At 69.4% G+C, this 18,513-nt stretch carries 21 protein-coding genes; 16 read left to right on the forward strand and 5 right to left on the reverse strand.

All coding sequences use genetic code 11. The annotated features are described in order from the left end of the window. Positions 1-63: 63 nt before the first annotated feature. Positions 64-1,440 (forward strand): RAD55 family ATPase, encoded by a 1,377-nt coding sequence (locus RXV79_RS02100; protein ID WP_316701739.1) that lies wholly within the window; start codon positions 64-66, stop codon positions 1,438-1,440. Between the two features lie 20 nt (positions 1,441-1,460). Next, positions 1,461-1,910, forward strand: coding sequence for a response regulator (locus tag RXV79_RS02105; RefSeq protein ID WP_316701740.1), 450 nt, complete (start codon positions 1,461-1,463; stop codon positions 1,908-1,910). A 3-nt stretch (positions 1,911-1,913) separates the two neighbouring features. Here RXV79_RS02105 and RXV79_RS02110 read toward each other — a convergent pair whose 3' ends face one another. The 4 genes from RXV79_RS02110 to RXV79_RS02125 all read right to left on the reverse strand — a co-directional run bounded on the left by RXV79_RS02110 (position 1,914) and on the right by RXV79_RS02125 (position 5,499). Further along, positions 1,914-2,783, reverse strand: a complete 870-nt coding sequence (locus RXV79_RS02110) for a metallophosphoesterase family protein (protein WP_316701742.1) — start codon at positions 2,781-2,783, stop codon at positions 1,914-1,916. After that, the gene (locus RXV79_RS02115; RefSeq protein WP_316701744.1) at positions 2,764-3,744 is read right to left on the reverse strand and encodes a diacylglycerol/lipid kinase family protein; all 981 of its coding nucleotides are present in this window, start codon (positions 3,742-3,744) and stop codon (positions 2,764-2,766) included. The genes RXV79_RS02110 and RXV79_RS02115 overlap by 20 nt, the downstream gene beginning before the upstream one ends. 133 nt (positions 3,745-3,877) lie before the next feature. Then, on the reverse strand, positions 3,878-4,714 hold the full coding sequence (locus RXV79_RS02120) for an SDR family NAD(P)-dependent oxidoreductase (RefSeq protein WP_316701745.1): 837 nt from the start codon (positions 4,712-4,714) through the stop codon (positions 3,878-3,880). 170 nt (positions 4,715-4,884) lie between these two features. Further along, complete coding sequence (locus RXV79_RS02125; RefSeq protein ID WP_316701746.1) at positions 4,885-5,499, reverse strand: YitT family protein; 615 nt, start codon at positions 5,497-5,499, stop codon at positions 4,885-4,887. A 99-nt stretch (positions 5,500-5,598) separates the two neighbouring features. On the opposite strand from RXV79_RS02125, the gene ssuE reads away from it, so the two are divergent. From ssuE to RXV79_RS02180, 11 genes are all read left to right on the forward strand, one after another. Then, positions 5,599-6,153 carry an NADPH-dependent FMN reductase gene (gene ssuE, locus RXV79_RS02130; protein WP_316701747.1) on the forward strand — a complete coding sequence of 185 codons (555 nt, stop codon included), beginning with the start codon at positions 5,599-5,601 and terminating at the stop codon, positions 6,151-6,153. Positions 6,154-6,273: 120 nt separating this feature from the next. Then, a complete protein-coding gene (locus tag RXV79_RS02135; protein ID WP_316701748.1) occupies positions 6,274-7,254 on the forward strand; it encodes a sulfonate ABC transporter substrate-binding protein in 981 nt (326 codons plus the stop codon). Positions 7,255-7,268: 14 nt separating this feature from the next. Continuing rightward, the gene (locus tag RXV79_RS02140) at positions 7,269-8,219 is read left to right on the forward strand and encodes an aliphatic sulfonate ABC transporter substrate-binding protein (protein ID WP_316701750.1); all 951 of its coding nucleotides are present in this window, start codon (positions 7,269-7,271) and stop codon (positions 8,217-8,219) included. A gap of 27 nt (positions 8,220-8,246) precedes the next feature. Further along, positions 8,247-9,434 carry an FMNH2-dependent alkanesulfonate monooxygenase gene (gene ssuD / locus RXV79_RS02145; RefSeq protein WP_316701751.1) on the forward strand — a complete coding sequence of 396 codons (1,188 nt, stop codon included), beginning with the start codon at positions 8,247-8,249 and terminating at the stop codon, positions 9,432-9,434. 2 nt (positions 9,435-9,436) lie between these two features. Next, positions 9,437-10,228 (forward strand): aliphatic sulfonate ABC transporter permease SsuC, encoded by a 792-nt coding sequence (ssuC, locus tag RXV79_RS02150; RefSeq protein WP_316701753.1) that lies wholly within the window; start codon positions 9,437-9,439, stop codon positions 10,226-10,228. Next, entirely contained in the window at positions 10,228-11,073 is an 846-nt protein-coding gene (locus tag RXV79_RS02155) for an ATP-binding cassette domain-containing protein (RefSeq protein ID WP_316701754.1), read from the forward strand. The genes ssuC and RXV79_RS02155 overlap by 1 nt, the downstream gene beginning before the upstream one ends. Positions 11,074-11,093: 20 nt before the next feature. Next, the gene (locus RXV79_RS02160) at positions 11,094-11,312 is read left to right on the forward strand and encodes a TOBE domain-containing protein (RefSeq protein ID WP_316701755.1); all 219 of its coding nucleotides are present in this window, start codon (positions 11,094-11,096) and stop codon (positions 11,310-11,312) included. Continuing rightward, positions 11,312-11,896, forward strand: coding sequence for an RBBP9/YdeN family alpha/beta hydrolase (locus tag RXV79_RS02165; protein ID WP_316701756.1), 585 nt, complete (start codon positions 11,312-11,314; stop codon positions 11,894-11,896). Before RXV79_RS02160 ends, RXV79_RS02165 begins: the two co-directional genes overlap by 1 nt. Positions 11,897-12,002: 106 nt before the next feature. After that, positions 12,003-13,463 (forward strand): ABC transporter permease/substrate-binding protein, encoded by a 1,461-nt coding sequence (locus RXV79_RS02170; RefSeq protein ID WP_316701757.1) that lies wholly within the window; start codon positions 12,003-12,005, stop codon positions 13,461-13,463. A gap of 109 nt (positions 13,464-13,572) precedes the next feature. Continuing rightward, the gene (locus RXV79_RS02175) at positions 13,573-13,848 is read left to right on the forward strand and encodes a hypothetical protein (protein ID WP_316701759.1); all 276 of its coding nucleotides are present in this window, start codon (positions 13,573-13,575) and stop codon (positions 13,846-13,848) included. 64 nt (positions 13,849-13,912) lie between these two features. Next, the gene (locus RXV79_RS02180) at positions 13,913-14,341 is read left to right on the forward strand and encodes a DUF1810 domain-containing protein (RefSeq protein WP_316701761.1); all 429 of its coding nucleotides are present in this window, start codon (positions 13,913-13,915) and stop codon (positions 14,339-14,341) included. Between the two features lie 21 nt (positions 14,342-14,362). On the opposite strand, the gene RXV79_RS02185 is transcribed toward RXV79_RS02180, so the two are convergent. Continuing rightward, a complete protein-coding gene (locus RXV79_RS02185) occupies positions 14,363-15,481 on the reverse strand; it encodes a 5-methyltetrahydropteroyltriglutamate--homocysteine S-methyltransferase (protein ID WP_316701762.1) in 1,119 nt (372 codons plus the stop codon). Between the two features lie 160 nt (positions 15,482-15,641). Here RXV79_RS02185 and RXV79_RS02190 point away from each other — a divergent pair, with 160 nt between their 5' ends. Genes RXV79_RS02190 through RXV79_RS02200 form a run of 3 tightly spaced genes read left to right on the forward strand, consistent with a single transcriptional unit; the run spans position 15,642 to position 18,480 of the window. After that, positions 15,642-16,727, forward strand: coding sequence for an aromatic ring-hydroxylating dioxygenase subunit alpha (locus tag RXV79_RS02190; RefSeq protein ID WP_316701763.1), 1,086 nt, complete (start codon positions 15,642-15,644; stop codon positions 16,725-16,727). Beyond that, entirely contained in the window at positions 16,724-17,482 is a 759-nt protein-coding gene (locus RXV79_RS02195) for a GntR family transcriptional regulator (protein WP_316701764.1), read from the forward strand. Before RXV79_RS02190 ends, RXV79_RS02195 begins: the two co-directional genes overlap by 4 nt. Positions 17,483-17,505: 23 nt before the next feature. Beyond that, positions 17,506-18,480 carry a PDR/VanB family oxidoreductase gene (locus tag RXV79_RS02200; protein ID WP_316701765.1) on the forward strand — a complete coding sequence of 325 codons (975 nt, stop codon included), beginning with the start codon at positions 17,506-17,508 and terminating at the stop codon, positions 18,478-18,480. Positions 18,481-18,513: the final 33 nt, after the last annotated feature.

Below are 18,513 nucleotides of genomic sequence, written 5' to 3' on the forward strand. Positions count from 1 at the left end.
TGCGCCGCTACCATCGGCGCATTCCAAAAGAAGTGCCATGCGAGGGATGCAACCATGCCAGCGATGAAGCGGTTTCCCACCACAGTCCCAGGGCTCGACGAGATCCTGCACGGCGGGTTGTTCGAAGGCGGGGTCTACATCCTCGAAGGGCCGCCAGGGGCCGGCAAGACGACGCTCGCCAACCAGATCGCCTTCGCCCGCGCCGAGCGCGGTGGCAAGGCGCTCTACGTCACCATGCTGGCCGAATCGCATTCGCGCATGCTCCAGCACATGCTGGGCCAGAGCTTCTGCAAGCCCGAGCTCGTGAACGCCTCGGTGCTTTACCTCAGCGGCTACCGCGAGCTCGAAGAGCATGGCCTCAAGGCGGTGGTGCAGCTGCTGCGCGGCGAGCTCGCGCGGCACCAGGCCGGCCTACTGATCGTCGACGGCCTGGTGGTCGAGACCTCGCCCGAGCGCCCCGACGAAGGCGTGCGCCAGTTCGTGCATGAGCTGCAGAGCCTCGCCTCGGCGATGGGCTGCACCTGCCTGCTGCTCACCAGCGGCCACGGCCGCTCGATCGATGCCGAGCAGACGATGGTCGACGGCATCTTCTCGTTCGAGGACTACACCTACCAGTGGCGCAGCGAGCGGCGCATCCAGGTGCGCAAGTTCCGCGGCAGCGCCGTCGAGCGCGGCAAGCACACCTTCTGCATCACCGACCACGGCCTGCGCTTCTTCCCCCGGCTGGAAGGCCTGCCGTCGACGCAGCGCGAAGACCGGCATGGTGCACCCACGCTGCCCCTGGGCGTGCCCGACGTCGACGCAGCCCTGCTCGGCGGTGGGCTCGCGCGCGGCAGCAGCACCTTGCTGGTGGGGCGCAGCGGCTCGGGCAAGACGGTGCTCGGCCTGTCGTTCCTGCTCGCTGCCACACCCGAGGAGCCGTCGCTCATGCTGGCCGGCACCGAGACCGTGATCGAGCTGGTGCGGGCGGGGGCGCAATGCGGCCTGCCGGTGGCCGAGGCGGTCAAGCGCGGCGGGCTCGGCATCCATGTGCAGGGCTCCGAAGACGAAGCGCTCGACGAGATCGGCCACAAGCTTCTGCGGCTCGTGGACGAGCGCGGCGTGCACCGCGTGGTGGTCGACGGCTTGGCGGTGTTGGCCGACACGGTGGCCTTCCCCGAACGTGGCTACCGCTTCATCGGCCGCCTGCTGCGCGAGCTGAAGGTGCGCGGCGTGACCTCGGTGTTCACGCTCGACCCGGCCGCGATGGCCGCCGCCACCGGCAGCAGAGACCCCAACGGCGACGGTCTCGCAGCCTGGTTCGACAATGTCTTTCACCTCACCCGCCACGACGACGCGCCGGACCGCCGCCGGCTCACCGTCGGCAAGCTGCGGGCGGCGCGCGCCGAGCGCACCGCTTTCGACGTGAGGCTCGACACGTCGGGCCTGACGGTCGTGTGAGGTCCACCCGGTTGCGCAACATGAAACTCGTCCTGCTTGCCGAAGACGAATACGGAAACGCCGAGATCCTGAGCCTGCTGCTGGAGGCAGAGGGTTTTCGCGTGGCCTGTGCGTCCAACGGCAGGGTGGCGCTCGAGTTGCTCGCCGGCGAGAAGCCGGCGGTGATCCTCACCGATTTCATGATGCCCCACGTGACCGGCGGCGAGCTCGGCCAGGCGGTGCGCGCCAACCCGCTGCTGGAAGACATCCCCATCGTCGTGATGAGCGGCACCCACGAGAAGGTGGTGCGCGAATCGTTCACCGACTACGACGCCTTCGTCGAGAAGCCCTATGCGGCGGACAGCCTGCTGCAGCTCGTCGCCCACTTCTCGGTGCATGGCCGCGCGCAGCAGGCCGCGGGCGGCACGGGGGCTGCGGGGCCGAAGCTCGATGCGTCGTTGCAGCGATTTCTGCGCGGCCTCAAGGTCTAGCGGCTATGGCAGCGCCCGGGCCGCGCCGGGCGTCAACGCCGGCGCGCTCATCGGCGGCGGGTCGGGCGGCAACCAGCCGGTGTCGAGCGCCGACACCCGCGCGCGAGCAAACGCCTTCGCCTCGGCCAGGTAGTCCCAGCGTTCGACCAGGCACAGCCCGAGCGGCAGCACGCCGCCCCAGCGGATCACGTTCACCGAATTCGGGATGCCCTCGCGCACCCGGCTCGACACCGCCGTGCCCGCCTGCACCGCCCACATGCGGCGCTTGAGCCGCTCGGTCGGGCTGAAGAGCGGCAGCACGTAGGGCAGGTGGATGTGGCCGCCCAGCACCAGGTCGGCGCCGGCCTCGGCCCAGCGCTCCAACGCCTCGCGCAGCGGGCCGCGCAGCCGGTCGTGCGCGTCTTGCGCGCGCTCCACCGCGATCGGCTGGTGCATCGCCACGATGCGCAGCTGCCCGGGGCGCGCCTGGCGCAACTGCTCCACCACTTCATCGACCTGCGCGGGCGAGAGCACGCCGTTCTTGTGCCGGCTGGGCCGTGTGGTGTTGAGGGCGATCACCCGCAGGCGGCTCGAGTCGTGCAGCCCGGCCACCGCCGGAAACTCGCGCAGGTAGTTGGCATACGGCCAGAAGAGCCGTGCCGCGAGGTTGAAGAGAGGGATGTCGTGGTTGCCCGGGATCACGAGCGTGCGTGGCGTGTTGAGCCGGTCGACGAACTCGCGCGCCGCGCGGAACTGCGAGCGCCGGGCGCGCTGCGTGATGTCGCCCGACAGCAGCACCAGCTCCGGTCGGTGCGTGTCGGTCAGGCGCAGCAGCGCGTCCACCACCTCCGGCTGCTCGGTGCCGAAGTGCGGGTCAGAGATGTGCAGCAGCATGTTCGACGACGTCGGCTGCACCCGGGCGCACGGCCGGCTTGAGCAGGTACAGCGGCCGAGGCGACACGCGGAATTCCAGCGGCGCGCGCATCAGGCTCACCTCGCCGTCGGTGGCCACTTTCACGCGCCGCGAGCCGTAGGGCAGCCAGGGTTGCACCGTCATGTGCTGGAACTGGAAATGCTCCACCTCCTGCATCTCGGCCAGCTCGGCCCTCGCGCTGCGCCACATCAGGCGCACCAGGCCCCAGGTGCTGGTGGGCTTCAACATCACCGCGGCCACGCGGCCCTGGTCGATGGCGCGCGCTTCGGGCAGGCCCACCTGCTCCAGCTGCAGGCGGTTGTTGCCGACGAAGAGCGTGGCGCTGCGCACGTCGCGCACCGCGCCGCCGCGCTCGATGCGCAGGCGCAGCTGGCGATGCTCGCGCAGCAGCGTGGCGCCGGCGGCAAAGAGCGCCACCACACGGCTGCGGCCGAAGCGCTGCTTGTAGGCCTCGCGGTCTTCCAGCAAGTCGGGGTAGAGCCCGAGGCTCGCGTTGACGAGGAAGACCCGGTCGTTGATGAGCCCCACCTGCACCGGATGCGCCTGCGCGCCGAGCATCGCCTCGATGGCGGCGGCGGTGTCTTGCGGAATGCCGTGCGTGCGGCTGAAGTAGTTGAAGGTGCCTTGCGGCAGCACGCCCATCGGGCAGCCGGCGTCGTGTGCGGCCTGGGCCACGGCGTTGATCGTGCCGTCGCCCCCGGCCGCGACCACCACGCCGCCTTGCGCGGTGGCCTGGGAGGCCAGGCGTTGTGCGGTGCGCGGGATGTCTTCGCCGCGTTCCACCATCTCGATGCGGTAGCGCCGCCCCGACGCGGCCAGCTGCTGGCCGATCAGGGCGTAGGTTGCCTGGGCGTCATCGCGGCCCGAGGCCGCATTGAGCAGGACGAGAAGCGGGCTGTCGTGGAAGGAGCTGTGGCGCATCCTCCTTCCTGCGGCAATCCGTGTGCCGTTCAACTCAGGCGGGCGCGCGCGAGCGGGCCGAGCGCCGGGCCGCCCCAAGCCGGCCCGCATCCCCTCGGGGGATCGGTCGACGTACCCGTCGACCGAGGGGCTGTCATCCCCGCATGCGCGCTTCGCGTTCTGCCTGCGCTGCCGCGTCCCACACGTGGCGCGGGCCGATGAAGGCGCCACCGTCGACGAGCAAGTGCTCTCCCGTCACGAAAGCCGAGTCGTCGCTCGCGAAGAAGAGCACGGCATTGGCAATGTCTTCCGGAACGCCGGCTTTGTTGATGGGTTGCGCGTTGGGGGCGCCCTTGGCCATCGCGGCCTTCACCATCGGCGCGGCCGCGGGCGGCACACGCTCGGGGTTGGCGGTGAAGATGTTGGTGAGGATCAGCCCCGGGCACACCGCGTTGACGCGGATGCCGCTGCGCGCGAGTTCGGCCCCGGCGATGCGGGTGAGGTGGATCACGCCCGCCTTGGCCACCGAGTAGGCGATCGGCGCGGCGCCCGACTGCACGCCCGCGATGGAAGCGGTGTTGACGATCGCGCCGCCGCCACGCCGCTTCAGGTGCGGCACGGCGTAGGTGATGCCCAGCGCCACCGAGCGCAGCAGCAGGCTTTGCGTGCGGTCCCAGCCCTCGGGTGTCATCTCGGCGATGGTGGCCGGCGTGCCGCCGGCACCGGCGTTGTTGAAGACGATGTCGAGCCCGCCGAAGCGCGCCACGGCGGCCGCCATCAGCGCTTCGATCTGCGGCGCATCGGTCACGTCGCAATGCTGGTAGGCGACCTTGCCGGCAAAACGTGCTTCGAGCGCGGCGCCGTCGGCGTCGTTGATGTCACCCACCATCACCTGCGCGCCTTCGGCCACGAACTTTTCCACCGTGCCCAGGCCAATGCCCGAACAGCCCCCGGTGATCACGGCCACCTTGTTCTTCAAACGGTCCACCACGGCAAGCTCCTCCCGCTGCGCCCCCAAAGCACCGTGCCCCAGGCCGTGCGCGCGTCCATGCAGACGTCGTTTGTAGCACGCCGATCGAAGTTACTTGTCAGCCGACAAGTGTGTGCTGCGCTGCAGACCGGAGCCTCGAGCCGCGTGAATCTCCGCGGGCGGCCCTGCCGCTACTGGGCCACGTAGCGCCCGGGCCGGTGGTTGGTGGCGATCACGAGGTTGAGCACCACGGCAGCGGCGACCGAGAGGGCCACACGGTCGAGCGGCACGGTGGCGAGTGCGGCCAGCACGATGGCCGAGTCCATCGCCATCTGCACGTGGCCGGCGCGCCAGCCGCGCTTCTTCTGCGCCAGCAGCGCGAGGATGCCCAGGCCGCCCAGGCTCGCGTGGTGGCGAAAGAGCACCAGGAAGCCGTTGCCCATCAGCACGCCGCCGAGCAGGGCGGCGAGCCAGGCGTCGAGCGACGCGAGCACGAGGTGGCGTGGCAGCCAGTCGCTCATCACGGCCACCAGCACCACGGCCGCGAGCGTGCGCAGCGTGAAGCTGCGGCCCATGTGCCGCCAGGCCAGCCAGTAGAAGGGCAGGTTGATGACGAAGTACGCGACGCCGAACGACCAGCCGCCGAGGTAGTGCGCAAGGAAGGCGATGCCCGCGGTGCCGCCCGACAGCAGCCCGGCGTGCTGGAAGAGCGTGACGGCGAGCGACACGAGCAGCGTGCCGATCAGGAGCGCCTGCAGGTCTTCGAGCGGTGTGTGCTTGAGCGTCGAGGGGTCGGGGTCTTGCATCGCCCGATTCTCCATGCGGGCCGCGCACGCTTGCGAAATCGATATCGATGCTCGATTTCGTTCGTTGGCTCGCTGCAGGCTGCTGGCTATCGTGCAGCCATGAACATCGTCAGCATTTCCGGCAGCCCTTCGCAACGCTCGCGCTCGGGCTGGTTGCTCGAACTGGCCCAGGCGCGGCTCGAGACCGCGGCACACGAGCGCCACCGCGTCCAGGTGCGCGAGCTGCCCGCGCACGCGCTGGTCGCGGCCGACGCGCGGCACCCCGAGGTTGCGGCCAGCGTGGCGCGCGTGGCCGAGGCCGACGTGCTGATCGTCTCCACCCCCATCTACAAGGCGGCCTACAGCGGCCTTCTGAAACTCTGGCTCGACCTGCTGCCGCAGGACGCGCTGCGCGGCAAGACGGTGCTGCCACTCGCCACGGGCGGCAGCATCGCCCACCTGCTCGCGGTCGACTACGCGTTGAAGCCGGTGCTGTCGGCGCTCGGTGCCCGCAACATCCTCGATGGCGTCTATGCCACCGATGCGCAGCTGCCTTCGCTTCCGGCCGGCGGCTACGCACCCGACGACGCCCTGCTTGAGCGGCTCGACCGCGCGCTGCAGCCCTTGCTCTCGACACACGAGCGAATGCGTGTCGCCGAGCCGGCGCGATGTTGATCGGCTGAGCGGCTCGGGCCTCCTTCCTTCACCTTTGTCTCCTCGTCCTCACGGGCGATTCGGTGCCCGACGCCCCGTCGGGTCGGGCGCCCCTTTTCCTGACGAAAGCACACACCTCTCATGACCTCCTCGACCCCTCGCTCGTCGCGCCGCCGCTGGCTGCAACTCGCCACCGCCGCGCTGGCCACGTTGTCGCTCGCCGCCCACGCGCAGACCGCGCCGAAAGAGCTGCGCATCGGCTACCAGAAGTACGGCACGCTCACGATCCTGAAAGCACGTGGCGACCTCGATCGCCGCCTCGCCGCACAAGGCATCGCCGTCAAGTGGACGGAGTTCCCCTCCGGCCCGGTGCTGCTCGAAGGCCTGAACGTCGGCTCGCTCGACTTCGGCACCGTGGGCGAAGCGCCGCCCATCTTTGCGCAGGCCGCGGGCGCCGACCTCGTCTACGTGGCCAACCAGCCGCCCGCACCGGCCGGTGAAGCCATCGTCGTGCCCAAGACCTCGACGGTGAAGAGCGTGGCCGAGTTGAAGGGCAAGAAGGTCGCGCTCAACAAAGGCTCCAACGTGCACTTCCTCCTAGTGAAGGCGCTCGAGAAGGCCGGCCTCAAGTACAGCGACGTGCAGGTGGTCTTCCTGCCGCCGGCCGATGCGCGCGCTGCCTTCGAGCGCGGCGCGGTCGACGCCTGGGTGATCTGGGACCCGTTCCTCGCCGCTGCGGAGAAGCAGCTCGGTGCCCGCCAGCTCGCCGATGGCAAAGGGATCGTCGCCAACCACCAGTTCTATCTCGCCGCACGCGGCTATGCCGACAGGCACCCGCAGGTGATCCAGGCGGTGATCGACGAACTCGCGAAGCTCGACCGCTGGGCCACCACCAACGCCAAGGCGGTGGCCGAGCTGCTCGCACCGCAGATCGGCCTCGACCCGACGATCACCGAAGTCGCCGCCGGCCGTTTCGCCTACGGCATCGTGCCCATCAGCGCCCAGGTGGCCGCCGAGCAGCAGAAGATCGCCGACACCTTCTTCGAGCTGAAGCTCATCCCCAAGGCCATCCGCATCAGCGACGCGCTGCCGCGTGGCGTGGCGGTGGCGAAGAGCCACTGAGCGCGGAGGCGGCAATGAGCAACGTGACCAGCCTCAGCCGGCGTGCCGCCTTGGGCGTGCTGTCGGTGACCGCGGCCAGCTGGTGGCCGGTGTCGCGCGCCAACCCCTTGCCGCTGCGCATCGGCTTCCAGAAGGGCTCGATCAACCTCAACATCACCCGCTCGCTGAAGCTCGTGGAGCAGCGCCTGCCCGGCACGCCGGTGCAGTGGGTCGAGTTCCCTGCCGTGCCGCAGCTGCTCGAAGCGCTGGCGGTCGGCAGCGTCGACTTCGGTGCGGTGGGCGACTCGCCGCCCGTGTTCGCGCAGGCGGCCGGCAAGGACATCGTCTACGTCGGCGCCGAGCCGCCCAAGCCCGACACCTCGGCGCTGCTGGTGCGCGAGGGTTCACCGCTTCGCACGCTCGCCGAGCTCAAGGGCCGGCGCATCGCGCTGCAGAAGGGATCGAGCGCACATTTCCTGCTGGTGCAGGCGGTGAAGGCGGCCGGGCTCAAGTGGAGCGACATCCAGCCGGTGTACCTCGCGCCGGCCGATGCCCGCGCGGCCTTCGAGCGCGGTGCCGTCGACGCGTGGTCGATCTGGGACCCGTACTACGCCGCCGCCGAGATCGACGGCAAGGCGCGCCCGCTCGTCACCAGCCGCGGCCTCACGAGCAACAACTCCTTCTACCTCGCCTCGCGCGGCCTGGTGCAGCAGGAGCCGGTGCTGCGCCAGCTCTTCGCTGCACTCACCGACGCCGATGCGCACGTGGCGCGGCACCGCGCCGACTCTGCGAAGCAGTACGCCGAGTTCTCCGGCCTGGGCCTCGCGACCGTGCTGCGCGTGCTCGACCGCCGCCCGCGTTCGCCGGTGGGTCCGCTGAGTGCGGCGCTCGTCGCCGAGCAGCAGAAGGTGGCCGACGCCTTCCACGAACTCGGGCTGATCCCCAAGGCCATCCGCGTGGCCGACATCGTCTGGCAGCCCGCCTGACCTCCACCACCTTTCCACGAGCCCCTCATGAAGATCCTCTGGTTCATCCCTACCCACGGCGACAGCCGCTACCTTGGCACCAGCAAGGGCGCCCGCGCCGCCACCTTCGACTACTTCAAGCAGGTGGCCGTGGCCGCCGACACGCTGGGCTACGAAGGCGTGCTGCTGCCCACCGGCCGCTCCTGCGAAGACTCGTGGATCACCGCCGCGAGCCTGATCGACGCGACCCGGCGCCTGAAATTCCTGGTGGCGCTGCGCCCCGGCCTCGTGCAGCCGTCGCAATCGGCCCGCATGGCCGCCACGCTCGACCGTCTCTCGGGCGGCCGGCTGATCGTCAACCTGGTGACGGGCGGCGACGCGCACGAGCTCGCGGGCGACGGCCAGTTCCTGAGCCACGAGGCGCGCTACGAAGAGAGTGCCGAATTCCTCAAGATCTGGCGCGAGATCCTCGCGCGCAGCCACGACGGCGAGGAGTTCGACTACGAAGGCAGGCACCTCAAGGTGCAGGGCGCCAAGCTGCTCTACCCGCCGGTCAGCAAGCCCTATCCGCAGGTCTTCTTCGGGGGCTCGTCGGAAGCCGCGCACGACCTCGCCGCCGAGCAGGTCGACACCTACCTCACCTGGGGCGAACCGCCCGCGGCGGTGGCCGCCAAGGTGGCCGACGTGAGCGCGCGCGCGGCGAAGCACGGCCGCAAACTCTCCTTCGGCATCCGCCTGCACGTGATCGTGCGCGAGACCGAAGACGAGGCCTGGCGCGCCGCCGCCGAGCTCGTGTCGCAGCTCGACGAGAAGGTGGTCGAGGCCGCGCAGGCCAAGTTTGCGCAGATGGACTCGGTGGGCCAGCGCCGCATGGCCGAGCTGCACAAGGGCAAGTTCAACAAGGCCAACATCCGCGAAGGCCTGGAGATCTCGCCCAACCTGTGGGCGGGCGTGGGCCTGGTGCGCGGCGGTGCCGGCACGGCGCTCGTGGGCAACCCCGAGCAGGTGGCCGAGCGCATCAAGGAGTACGCGGCGCTGGGCCTCGACTACTTCGTGTTGAGCGGCTACCCGCATCTGGAAGAAGCGCACCGCTTTGCCGAACTCGTGTTCCCGCTCTTGCCGCTTTCCGTGCAGAGCAAGCTGCCCGGCCGCACGCTCACCGGGCCGTTTGGCGAGATCGTCGCCAACACCTTCGTGCCGAAGCACACCTTGGTGTCAAAGATTTCGCAGAGCTGATCATGAGCAGTCGATCCCACAACACGCCCTTCGTGCAGCGCGCGCTGCCGTGGCTGGTGCCGGTGCTGATCCTCGCGGTGTGGGAGCTTTCGTCGCGCGGCGGCTGGCTCTCCACACGCGTGCTGCCCGAGCCCTGGTCGGTGATCACAGCGTTCTGGAAGTTGCTCAGCTCCGGCGAGCTGTTGCAGCACGTGGCCGTGAGCACCGGCCGTGCGCTGGCGGGCCTTGCCATCGGCGGCGGCCTCGGCCTCTTGCTCGGTCTTTTCACCGGCACCTTCCGCATCGGCGAGACCCTGCTCGACACCACGCTGCAGATGGTGCGCAACATCCCGGCGCTGGCGCTCATCCCGCTCGTCATCCTCTGGTTCGGCATCGACGAGAGCGCCAAGCTCTTCCTCGTGGCGGTGGGCGTGTTCTTCCCGATCTACCTCAACACCTTCCACGGCATCCGTTCGGTCGACAAGGGGCTGATCGAGATGGCGCGCAGCTATGGCCTGTCGGGCTGGCAGCTCTACCGCCAGGTGATCCTGCCCGGCGCGCTGCCCTCGGTGCTGGTGGGCCTGCGCTTCTCGCTCGGCCTGATGTGGGTGCTGCTCATCGTGGCCGAGACCATCTCGGCGCAATCGGGCATCGGCTACCTCACGATGAACGCCCGCGAATTCCTGCAGACCGACGTGGTGCTGGTGGGCATCCTGCTCTATGCGCTGCTGGGCAAGCTGGCCGACGTGCTGGCCAAGGCACTCGAGCGCTGGTGGTTGCGCTGGCACCCGGGCTATCAATTGAAGGAGGCGTGATGGCACGCACCGAACTGTCTGCACCGCCCCTGCAGCACCGCTCGCCCAAGGCACCCCAAGGCCTCGCGCTCTCGGTGCGCGAGCTGCGCAAGGTCTATGGCGAGCGTGTCGTGCTCGACGACGTGAATTTCGAGGTCGCCCCGGGCGAATTCATTGCCATCGTCGGCCGCAGCGGCTGCGGCAAGAGCACGCTGCTGCGGCTCGTGGCCGCGCTCGAATCGGCGCAGGCCGGCTCGATCACGCTCGACGGCGAGTCGCTCGCGTCACACCGCGACGACGTGCGCATCATGTTCCAAGACGCGCGCCTCCTGCCCTGGAAGCGTGTGGTCGACAACATCGCGCTCGGCCTCGAAGGCCCCGACGCGAAAACGCGTGCGCTCGAAGCGCTTTCGCAGGTGGGCCTCGCCGACCGTGCCCACGAGTGGCCGGCGGTGCTGTCGGGCGGCCAGCGCCAGCGGGTGGCGCTCGCCCGTGCGCTGGTGCACCGCCCGCGGCTGCTGCTGCTCGACGAGCCGCTCGGCGCGCTGGATGCGCTCACCCGCATCGAGATGCACGGCCTGATCGAGCGGCTGTGGAAGGAACATGGTTTCACCGCCATCCTCATCACGCACGACGTGTCGGAAGCGGTGGCGCTGGCCGATCGCGTGATCCTGATCGAAGACCACCACATCACGCTCGACGAAACCATTGCGCTGGCACGCCCGCGCTCGCGCGGCAACCCCAGCTTCGCAGCGCTCGAAGAGCGGGTGCTGCTGCGCGTGCTGCAGCAGCCGGCGAACGAAACGCCTCATGAACCGCAAACCCACGTGCCGTCGGGCTTCGGCGGGTGGCGCTTCTCCACTTGAAACCCTCCAGAGGAAACACCATGAGCATCACCGCCATCAACGTGCGCAACCAGTTCCGCGGCAAGGTCAAAGAAATCATCGAAGGCCCGGTCGTCTCGGAGATCGACGTCGAGACGCCGGCCGGCCTGATCGTCACCTCGGTCATCACCACCCGCTCGGTCAAGGAACTCCGGCTCGAAGTGGGCCGCGAGGTCATCGCGCTCGTGAAGTCGACCGAGGTGTCGATCGCGGCACTCTGATGCCGCGCTCCGACCCCCGCCTGCTGATCGTGCCCGGCCTGCACGACAGCGGCCCAGCGCATTGGCAGACTTGGTTGCACACCCTGCACCCCGAGGCGCTGCGGGTGCGGCAGGACGATTGGTCGACCCCCGATCTCGCGCGCTGGGCCGAGCGCATCGGCGAGACGCTCGGCGATACGCCCGGCCCCGTGGTCGCCGTGGCACACAGTTTCGGCTGCCTGGCGCTGGCGCAGTGGCTGGGCTGGGGCGAGGCGCGCATCGCTGCCGCCCTGCTGGTGGCGCCCGCCGACCCTGAGCGCTTCGGCCTGCAGCGGCGCCTGCACGCGGCGCCGCTCACGCCGCGCACCACGCTCATCGCGAGCGACACCGACCCGTGGATGCGTGCCGCGGAGGCGCTGCGCTGGGCGCGCCGCTGGAATGCGCACTACCTGAACCTCGGCGACGCCGGCCACATCAACGCCGAGTCGGGCTTCGGCCCGCTGCCGCTCGCGGCGCATTGGGTGCAGCGCCAGCGGCAACACCATTCGCGTGAATGCAGGCCGGCGCGCGCCACCGTCGCGGAGTGGTCGTTCGCGGTGTACTGAGCCGGGGGTTGCGGGTGATGCGGCGGAAGGCCTTGCTCCACGCAAGGTCGCCCTGCGCATGCACGGCCGCGCCGCTATCGTGCGCCGCATGCACCGAGCCCTGCTGATGCTTCTCATGCTGTGCCTGTGCGGCCCCGCGCTTGCCGACGGCGCGGCGCTGCAGGTGGGCTCCAAGCGCTTCACCGAGTCGTACCTGCTCGGCGAGGTGATCGCGCAGACGGCGCAGCGAGCGGGCGTGGCGGCGCAGCACCGGCAGGGCCTCGGCAACACCGCCGTGGTATTCGAAGCGCTGAAGGCCGGCGCGATCGACGTCTACCCCGAATACCTCGGCACCATCGCCGCCGAGATTCTCAAGCAGCCGCAGCTGAACAGCGTCGACGCACTGCGGGCCGGTCTCGCGCAGCAGGGGCTCGGCGTGAGCGGCTCGCTCGGCTTCTCGAACGGTTACGCGCTCGCGATGCGCGAGGCCGAAGCGCAGCGCCTGGGCATCCGCCGGCTGAGCGACCTCAAGGCGCACCCCGGCCTCACGCTCGGCCTGTCGCACGAGTTCCTCGGCCGGCAGGATGGCTGGCCCGGCCTCGCGGCGCGCTACGGCCTCACGCAGCGTCCAGTGGGCATCGATCACGGCATCGCCTACGAGGCGCTCACGGGTGGCCGCATCGCCGCCACCGACATCTACACCACCGACGCCAAGATCGCGACGCTCGGCCTGCGCGTGCTGGAAGACGACCTCGCGTTCTTCCCGCGCTACGACGCGGTGCTGCTGTACCGGCTCGACGCGCCGCAGCGCTTCCCCGCCGCCTGGCAGGCGCTCACCGCACTGGAAGGGCGTATCGGCACCCAGCAGATGATCGAGATGAACGGCCAGGCCGAGCTGCAAGGCCGGCCCTTCGCCGACGTGGCGCGGGGCTTTCTCGCCCCCACCACGGGCGCCGCGGCGCAGGCTGGCCTGCTGCAGCGCCTCTTCGCCGACGACCTGGGCCGGCTCACCGCGCAGCACCTGCTGCTCGTCGCCACTGCGGTGCTCGCGGCCTGCGTCGTCGGCATCCCGCTCGGGGCGGCGGCTGCCGCGCTGCCGCGCGTGGAGCAGCCGGTGATGGCGGTGGTAGGGCTGCTGCAGACCGTGCCCTCGCTTGCGCTGCTGGCGATGTTGATCCCGCTGCTCGGGCGCATCGGCACCGTGCCGGCGCTGGTGGCGCTCGCGCTCTATGCGCTCTTGCCCATCGTGCGCAACACCGCCACCGGGCTGCAGCAGGTGCCCGCGGGCCTGCGCGCGGCGGGCACCGCGCTCGGCCTCACCGCGCCTCAGCGCTGGCGCAGCATCGACTTGCCGCTGGCCGCGCCGGTGCTGCTGGCCGGCATCAAGACCGCCACCGTCATCAGCGTGGGCACGGCCACCATCGCCGCCTTCATCGGCGCCGGCGGCTACGGCGAGCGCATCGTGACCGGCCTGGCGCTCAACGACCACATGGCGCTCCTGGCGGGGGCCATCCCGGCGGCGGTGCTCGCGCTGGCGGTGCAGCTGGCCTTCGAGCTGGCCGAGCGCGGGCTGCGGCGGCGGAAGTAGGGCCGGCATCCACCGCGTTTTCGGCGTTTTCCGCTTCACCGCCTTCGGCACACTGGCCGCACGGGGCAGTTCGCCCGTCGGGTCGTGGAGTGTCGTCGTGGTGAGCGTGGTGAGCGCGTTGTATGCGCTGTTCGGGGTGTTGTTCGTGGTCGGCTACGTGCCGCAGGTGCTCGCCGTGTGGCGCAGCCGCAATGGCGCGGCCGACGTGTCGCTGCCGACCTGGGGCCTGTGGTGCGCGTCGTCCACCGTGTCGCTGCTCTATGCGCACTTCGTCAGTGGAGACCCGAACTACACGCTGGTCTGCCTGGGCAACGTGGCCGGCTGTTATGCCGTCACAAGCGTGACGGTTTTCCGCAGGCTCGCACATTTCCCTCAACCGGCCTGAGCTACTCGCGCCGGACGCGCCGAAGCCGAATATTCTGAGGGGCCTGTTGTGACGAGGAGCCCCGATGAGTGACCCGCACGATCTGCAACGTTTTGTCGACGCCCAAGCGCCGGTGATGGCGCAGGTCGACGCCGAACTCTCCGCCGGTGCGAAGACAACGCACTGGATGTGGTTCGTCTTCCCGCAACTGAAAGCGCTGGGTCGCAGCGAGATGGCGAAGCGCTATGGCATCGCCTCGCAGCAGGAGGCCGCGGCCTACTGGGCGCACCCGGTGCTGGGGCCGCGGCTCAAGCGCTCGGTGCAGCGGGTGCTGGCGGTGCCCGGCAAGAGCGCGAACGAGATCTTCGGGTCGCCCGACGACGCCAAGTTCCGCTCCTGCCTCACGCTCTTCGAGACGGTGGCCCCGGGCGAGCCGGTGTGGTCGCTGGCCTTGCAGCGCTGGTACGGCGGCGAGCGCGATGCGCGCACGCTCGAGCTGCTCAGCGCCGAATGAGCCCGCGCGGCGCCGAGCCCGTCAGTCGCCCCAGACTTCGCGCGCCGTTTCCACCACCAGCTTGAGCTTGTTGCGCTGGGCCTCCACGGCAATGTTGTTGCCGTGCACGGTCGACGAGAACCCGCACTGCGGCGACAGGCACAGCTGCTCCAGCGGCGCGTACTGTGCGGCTTCGTCGATGCGGCGCTTCAGCGTGTCCTTGCTTTCCATCTCGCCGAACTTGGTGGTCACGAGGCCGAGCACCACGATCTTGCCCTTGGGCAGGTAGCGCAGCGGGCGGAAGTCGCCCGAGCGGTCGTCGTCGTATTCGAGGAAGTAGGCGTCGAGGTTCATCTCCGAGAGCAGCGCCTCTGCCACCGGCTCGTAGTTGCCGGCCGCGGCGTGCGTGCTCTTGAAGTTGCCGCGGCACAGGTGCATCGCGAGCGTCATGCCCTTGGGCTTTTGCGCGACCACGAGGTTGATGAACTTGGCGTAGCGGTGCGGCAGCTCGTTGGGGTCGTCGCCGCGGCTGCGGGCCGCTTCGCGCATCTTCTCGTCGCAGAGGTAGGCGAGGTTGGTGTCGTCCATCTGCACATAGGTGCAGCCGGCGGCGGCCAGCGAGCGCAGCTCGTCGCCGTAGGCGTTCGCCACGTCTTGGTAGAAGCTGGGTTCGAGCTCGGGGTAGGCCTCGCGGCTGATGCCCGCACGGCCGCCGCGGAAGTGCAGCATGGTCGGCGAGGGGATGGTCACCTTGGCGGTGCTGCCGGGCTTCAGCTGGCTCTTCAGGTACTGGAAGTCGGCGAGCTGGATGTCCTTCACGTGCTTCACCTTGTCGATCACACGCATGACCGGTGGGGCCAGCTCTTCGGTGCCATCGGGGCGGATCACGGTGACCGGGATGTCGGTCTTCACGCCGCCGATCTGCTCGAGGAAGTCGACGTGGAAATAGGTGCGGCGGAACTCGCCATCGGTGATCGACTTCAGGCCCACGTCTTCCTGGAACTTCACGATCTCGGTGATGCACTCGTCTTCGACCTTGCGCAGCTCCGCAGGGGAGATCTCGCCCTTGGCCTTCTTCTCGCGCGCTTCGAGCAGGCGTTTGGGGCGCAGGAAGCTGCCCACGTGGTCGGCGCGGAAGGGTGGGGTCGTGCGTGCGGTCATGGTGATCCTCCGGGAGACGGGAAAGAGGACGATGGTAGCGGCCGAGGCCTTCGAATGCATACAGGATCGCCCTCAAGGCGCGGGTTAACCCGATGTTTGAGCTGTTTGGCAGGCCGTTTAGACTGTTGCTGTATACAACGCGTATTCAGGAAGTCGCCTCATGAAGTCCGCCGCCAAGACCTTTCCCCTCAACGCCTGGTATGCCGCCGCCTACGACGTGGAAGTCAAACCGGCCCTGCTGAGCCGCACCATCTGCGGCCAGAAGATCGTCATGTTCCGCCGCAAGGACGGCACCGTGGCCGCACTGGAAGACGCCTGCTGGCACCGCCTGCTCCCCCTGAGCAAGGGCACGCTGCACGATGACGAGATCACCTGCGGCTACCACGGCCTGGTCTTCAACGGCGACGGCCGCTGCACCCACATGCCCTCGCAGGAGACGATCAACCCCTCGGCCTGCGTGCGCTCCTTCCCCGTGGTGCAGAAGCACCGCTTCGTGTGGATCTGGCCCGGCGATCCGGCGCTCGCCGACGAGAGCACCGTGCCCGACCTGCACTGGAACGACCACCCGGAATGGGCCGGCGACGGCAAGCTGATCCAGGTGAAGTGCGACTACCGCCTGGTGCTCGACAACCTGATGGACCTGACGCACGAAACCTTCGTGCACGGCTCGTCCATCGGCCAGCGCGCCGTGGCCGAAGCACCCTTCGTGGCCACCCACAGCGATCGATTCGCCACCGTCACCCGCTGGATGGAAGGCATCGACGCGCCGCCCTTCTGGGCCGGCCAGATCAAGCACGCCACCGGCTACGAGGGCCCTGTCGACCGCTGGCAGATCATTCGCTTCGAAGCGCCCTGCACCATCACCATCGATGTGGGCGTGGCCAAGGCGGGCACCGGCGCGCCGCAAGGGGATCGATCGCAAGGCGTCAACGGCTTCGTGCTCAACACCATCACGCCCGAGACCGAGACCACCTGCCACTACTTCTGGGCCTTCGCGCGCAACTACTGCCTGGGCGAGCAGCGCCTCACGCACGAGTTGCGCGAAGGCGTGGCCGGCATCTTCCGCGAGGACGAGCTGATCCTCGAAGCCCAGCAGCAGGCCATCGACGAACACCCGGGCTACAAGTTCTACAACCTCAACATCGACGCCGGCTCGATGTGGGCACGCAAGCTGATCGACAAGATGGTGGCGAAGGAGACGCCGCCCGATGCGCCGAAGGTGATCCCGCTGCGGACGGCCGCATGAGCGCGAAGCTCGACGACGACACCGGCACCTCGCAGACGGTGCGCGTGCAGTTGAAGCTGCGCGAGCTGATCGTCGGTGGCGAGTTGAAGGCCGGCAGCCGCATCGCCGAACTCACGCTCGTCGACCTGCTCGGCGCCTCGCGCACGCCGATCCGCATGGCGCTCGTGCGCCTGCAGGAAGAAGGCCTGCTCGAAGCGCTGCCCAACGGCGGCTTCGCGGTGAAGGATTTTTCCGAGGCCGACATCCACGACGCGATCGAAGTGCGCGGCACGCTCGAAGGCCTGGCCGCGCGCCTGGCCGCCGAGCGGGGCGTGACCTCGGTGCTGCTCGCCGAAGCGCGCGACTGCATCGCCCGCATCGACGAGCTGCTCGCGCAGCCCGAGCTGAGCGAAGACTCGTTCAACGGCTACGTCGAGCAGAACGGCCGCTTCCACGACCTCTTGAGCGAGATGGCCGGCAGCGACCTCGTGGCACGCCAGCTGGAGCGCGCCAAGACGCTGCCCTTCGCATCACCCAACGGCTTCGTGCTGGCCCGCTCCACCGGCCCCGACGCGCGCGACACGCTCGTCGTCGCGCAGGCCCAGCACCGCGCGGTGCTCGACGCCATCGTGCAGCGCGAAGGTGCCCGCGCCGAATCGCTGATGCGCGAACACGCTCGCATCGCCCACCAGAACCTGCGCGAAGCGCTGCAAAGCCACCAGAGCCTGCAGCGCCTGCCCGGCGCGAGCCTGATCCGCCGCCGCGCCACCCGCTAGCCCGACCTTGACGTAGCAAGACCATGAAAAGCAGCAACACCTGGCACCCCGCCCACATCCGCGCCCACCGCAACCTGAGCCCCACCGTGCGCGAGTTCGAGATCCGCCCCGAAGGGGGCGTGAAGCCGTGGACGGTGGGCAGCCACCTCAAGGTCAAGGTGATGATCGACGGGCGCGAAGAGACACGCTCCTATTCACTCGTCGGCCTGCACGACCCCGCCGTCTATCGCATTGCCGTCAAGCTGGCGGCCGAAGGCCACGGCGGCTCGCGCCACGTGTGGTCGCTGGAAGACGGCGAAGAGTTGACCATCGGCGAGCCCGACAACCACTTCGAACTCGCCTTCAACGCGCCGCAGTTCCTGCTCGTGGCCGGCGGCATCGGCATCACCCCGCTGGTCGGCATGGCGCAGATGCTGGCCGCCAAGGGCGCCGACGTGCGCATGCGCTATGCCGCGCGCAGTGCCGCCGAGCTCGTCTACGCCGACACGCTGCAACTCACGCTCGGCGAGCGGCTGCAAACCTACTGCAGCGATGCCGACGAACGTCTCAACCTGGAGCGTGAAATCGCCTCGCTCGCTCCCGGCGCGCAGATGCTCGTGTGCGGTCCGCTCGGCCTGCTCGACGCGGCGCGCGACGCCTGGGCCGCCGCCGGCCGGCCGCCTGCCGACCTGCGCTTCGAGACCTTCGGCAACAGCGGCCACCATGCGGCCGAGCCCTTCTGGGTGGAGCTGCCGCGCCACCAGCTGCGCATCGAGGTGCCGCCCGACCGCACGCTGCTCGACGTGCTGGCCGAGAACGGGGTGGAGACCTTGTCCGACTGCTGCAGGGGCGAGTGCGGCCTGTGCGCGATGGATGTGATTTCCGTGCAAGGCCAGATCGACCACCGCGACGTCTTCTTCAGCCCGCACGAGCACCGGGCCAACCAACGCCTGTGCGCCTGCGTATCGCGCGTGAGCGGCGGTGGGGTGGTGCTCGACACCGCTTACCGGGCCGACTGAAGTTCCCGGCGAGAGGCCAGGGTCTTCCCTGGC

It is taken from the genome of Piscinibacter gummiphilus, assembly GCF_032681285.1.
In the GTDB taxonomy this organism is placed as follows: Bacteria; Pseudomonadota; Gammaproteobacteria; order Burkholderiales; family Burkholderiaceae_C; genus Rhizobacter; species Rhizobacter gummiphilus_A.

Bases quoted from the DNA above. Each gene is read 5' to 3' on its own strand.
- RXV79_RS02100 (WP_316701739.1), top strand. From the start codon at position 64: ATGAAGCGGTTTCCCACCACAGTCCCAGGGCTCGACGAGATCCTGCAC.
- RXV79_RS02105 (WP_316701740.1), top strand. From the start codon at position 1,461: ATGAAACTCGTCCTGCTTGCCGAAGACGAATACGGAAACGCCGAGATC.
- RXV79_RS02110 (WP_316701742.1), bottom strand. From the start codon at position 2,783: ATGCTGCTGCACATCTCTGACCCGCACTTCGGCACCGAGCAGCCGGAG.
- RXV79_RS02115 (WP_316701744.1), bottom strand. From the start codon at position 3,744: ATGCGCCACAGCTCCTTCCACGACAGCCCGCTTCTCGTCCTGCTCAAT.
- RXV79_RS02125 (WP_316701746.1), bottom strand. From the start codon at position 5,499: ATGCAAGACCCCGACCCCTCGACGCTCAAGCACACACCGCTCGAAGAC.
- ssuE (WP_316701747.1), top strand. From the start codon at position 5,599: ATGAACATCGTCAGCATTTCCGGCAGCCCTTCGCAACGCTCGCGCTCG.
- RXV79_RS02135 (WP_316701748.1), top strand. From the start codon at position 6,274: ATGACCTCCTCGACCCCTCGCTCGTCGCGCCGCCGCTGGCTGCAACTC.
- RXV79_RS02140 (WP_316701750.1), top strand. From the start codon at position 7,269: ATGAGCAACGTGACCAGCCTCAGCCGGCGTGCCGCCTTGGGCGTGCTG.
- ssuD (WP_316701751.1), top strand. From the start codon at position 8,247: ATGAAGATCCTCTGGTTCATCCCTACCCACGGCGACAGCCGCTACCTT.
- ssuC (WP_316701753.1), top strand. From the start codon at position 9,437: ATGAGCAGTCGATCCCACAACACGCCCTTCGTGCAGCGCGCGCTGCCG.
- RXV79_RS02155 (WP_316701754.1), top strand. From the start codon at position 10,228: ATGGCACGCACCGAACTGTCTGCACCGCCCCTGCAGCACCGCTCGCCC.
- RXV79_RS02160 (WP_316701755.1), top strand. From the start codon at position 11,094: ATGAGCATCACCGCCATCAACGTGCGCAACCAGTTCCGCGGCAAGGTC.
- RXV79_RS02165 (WP_316701756.1), top strand. From the start codon at position 11,312: ATGCCGCGCTCCGACCCCCGCCTGCTGATCGTGCCCGGCCTGCACGAC.
- RXV79_RS02170 (WP_316701757.1), top strand. From the start codon at position 12,003: ATGCTTCTCATGCTGTGCCTGTGCGGCCCCGCGCTTGCCGACGGCGCG.
- RXV79_RS02180 (WP_316701761.1), top strand. From the start codon at position 13,913: ATGAGTGACCCGCACGATCTGCAACGTTTTGTCGACGCCCAAGCGCCG.
- RXV79_RS02185 (WP_316701762.1), bottom strand. From the start codon at position 15,481: ATGACCGCACGCACGACCCCACCCTTCCGCGCCGACCACGTGGGCAGC.
- RXV79_RS02190 (WP_316701763.1), top strand. From the start codon at position 15,642: ATGAAGTCCGCCGCCAAGACCTTTCCCCTCAACGCCTGGTATGCCGCC.
- RXV79_RS02195 (WP_316701764.1), top strand. From the start codon at position 16,724: ATGAGCGCGAAGCTCGACGACGACACCGGCACCTCGCAGACGGTGCGC.
- RXV79_RS02200 (WP_316701765.1), top strand. From the start codon at position 17,506: ATGAAAAGCAGCAACACCTGGCACCCCGCCCACATCCGCGCCCACCGC.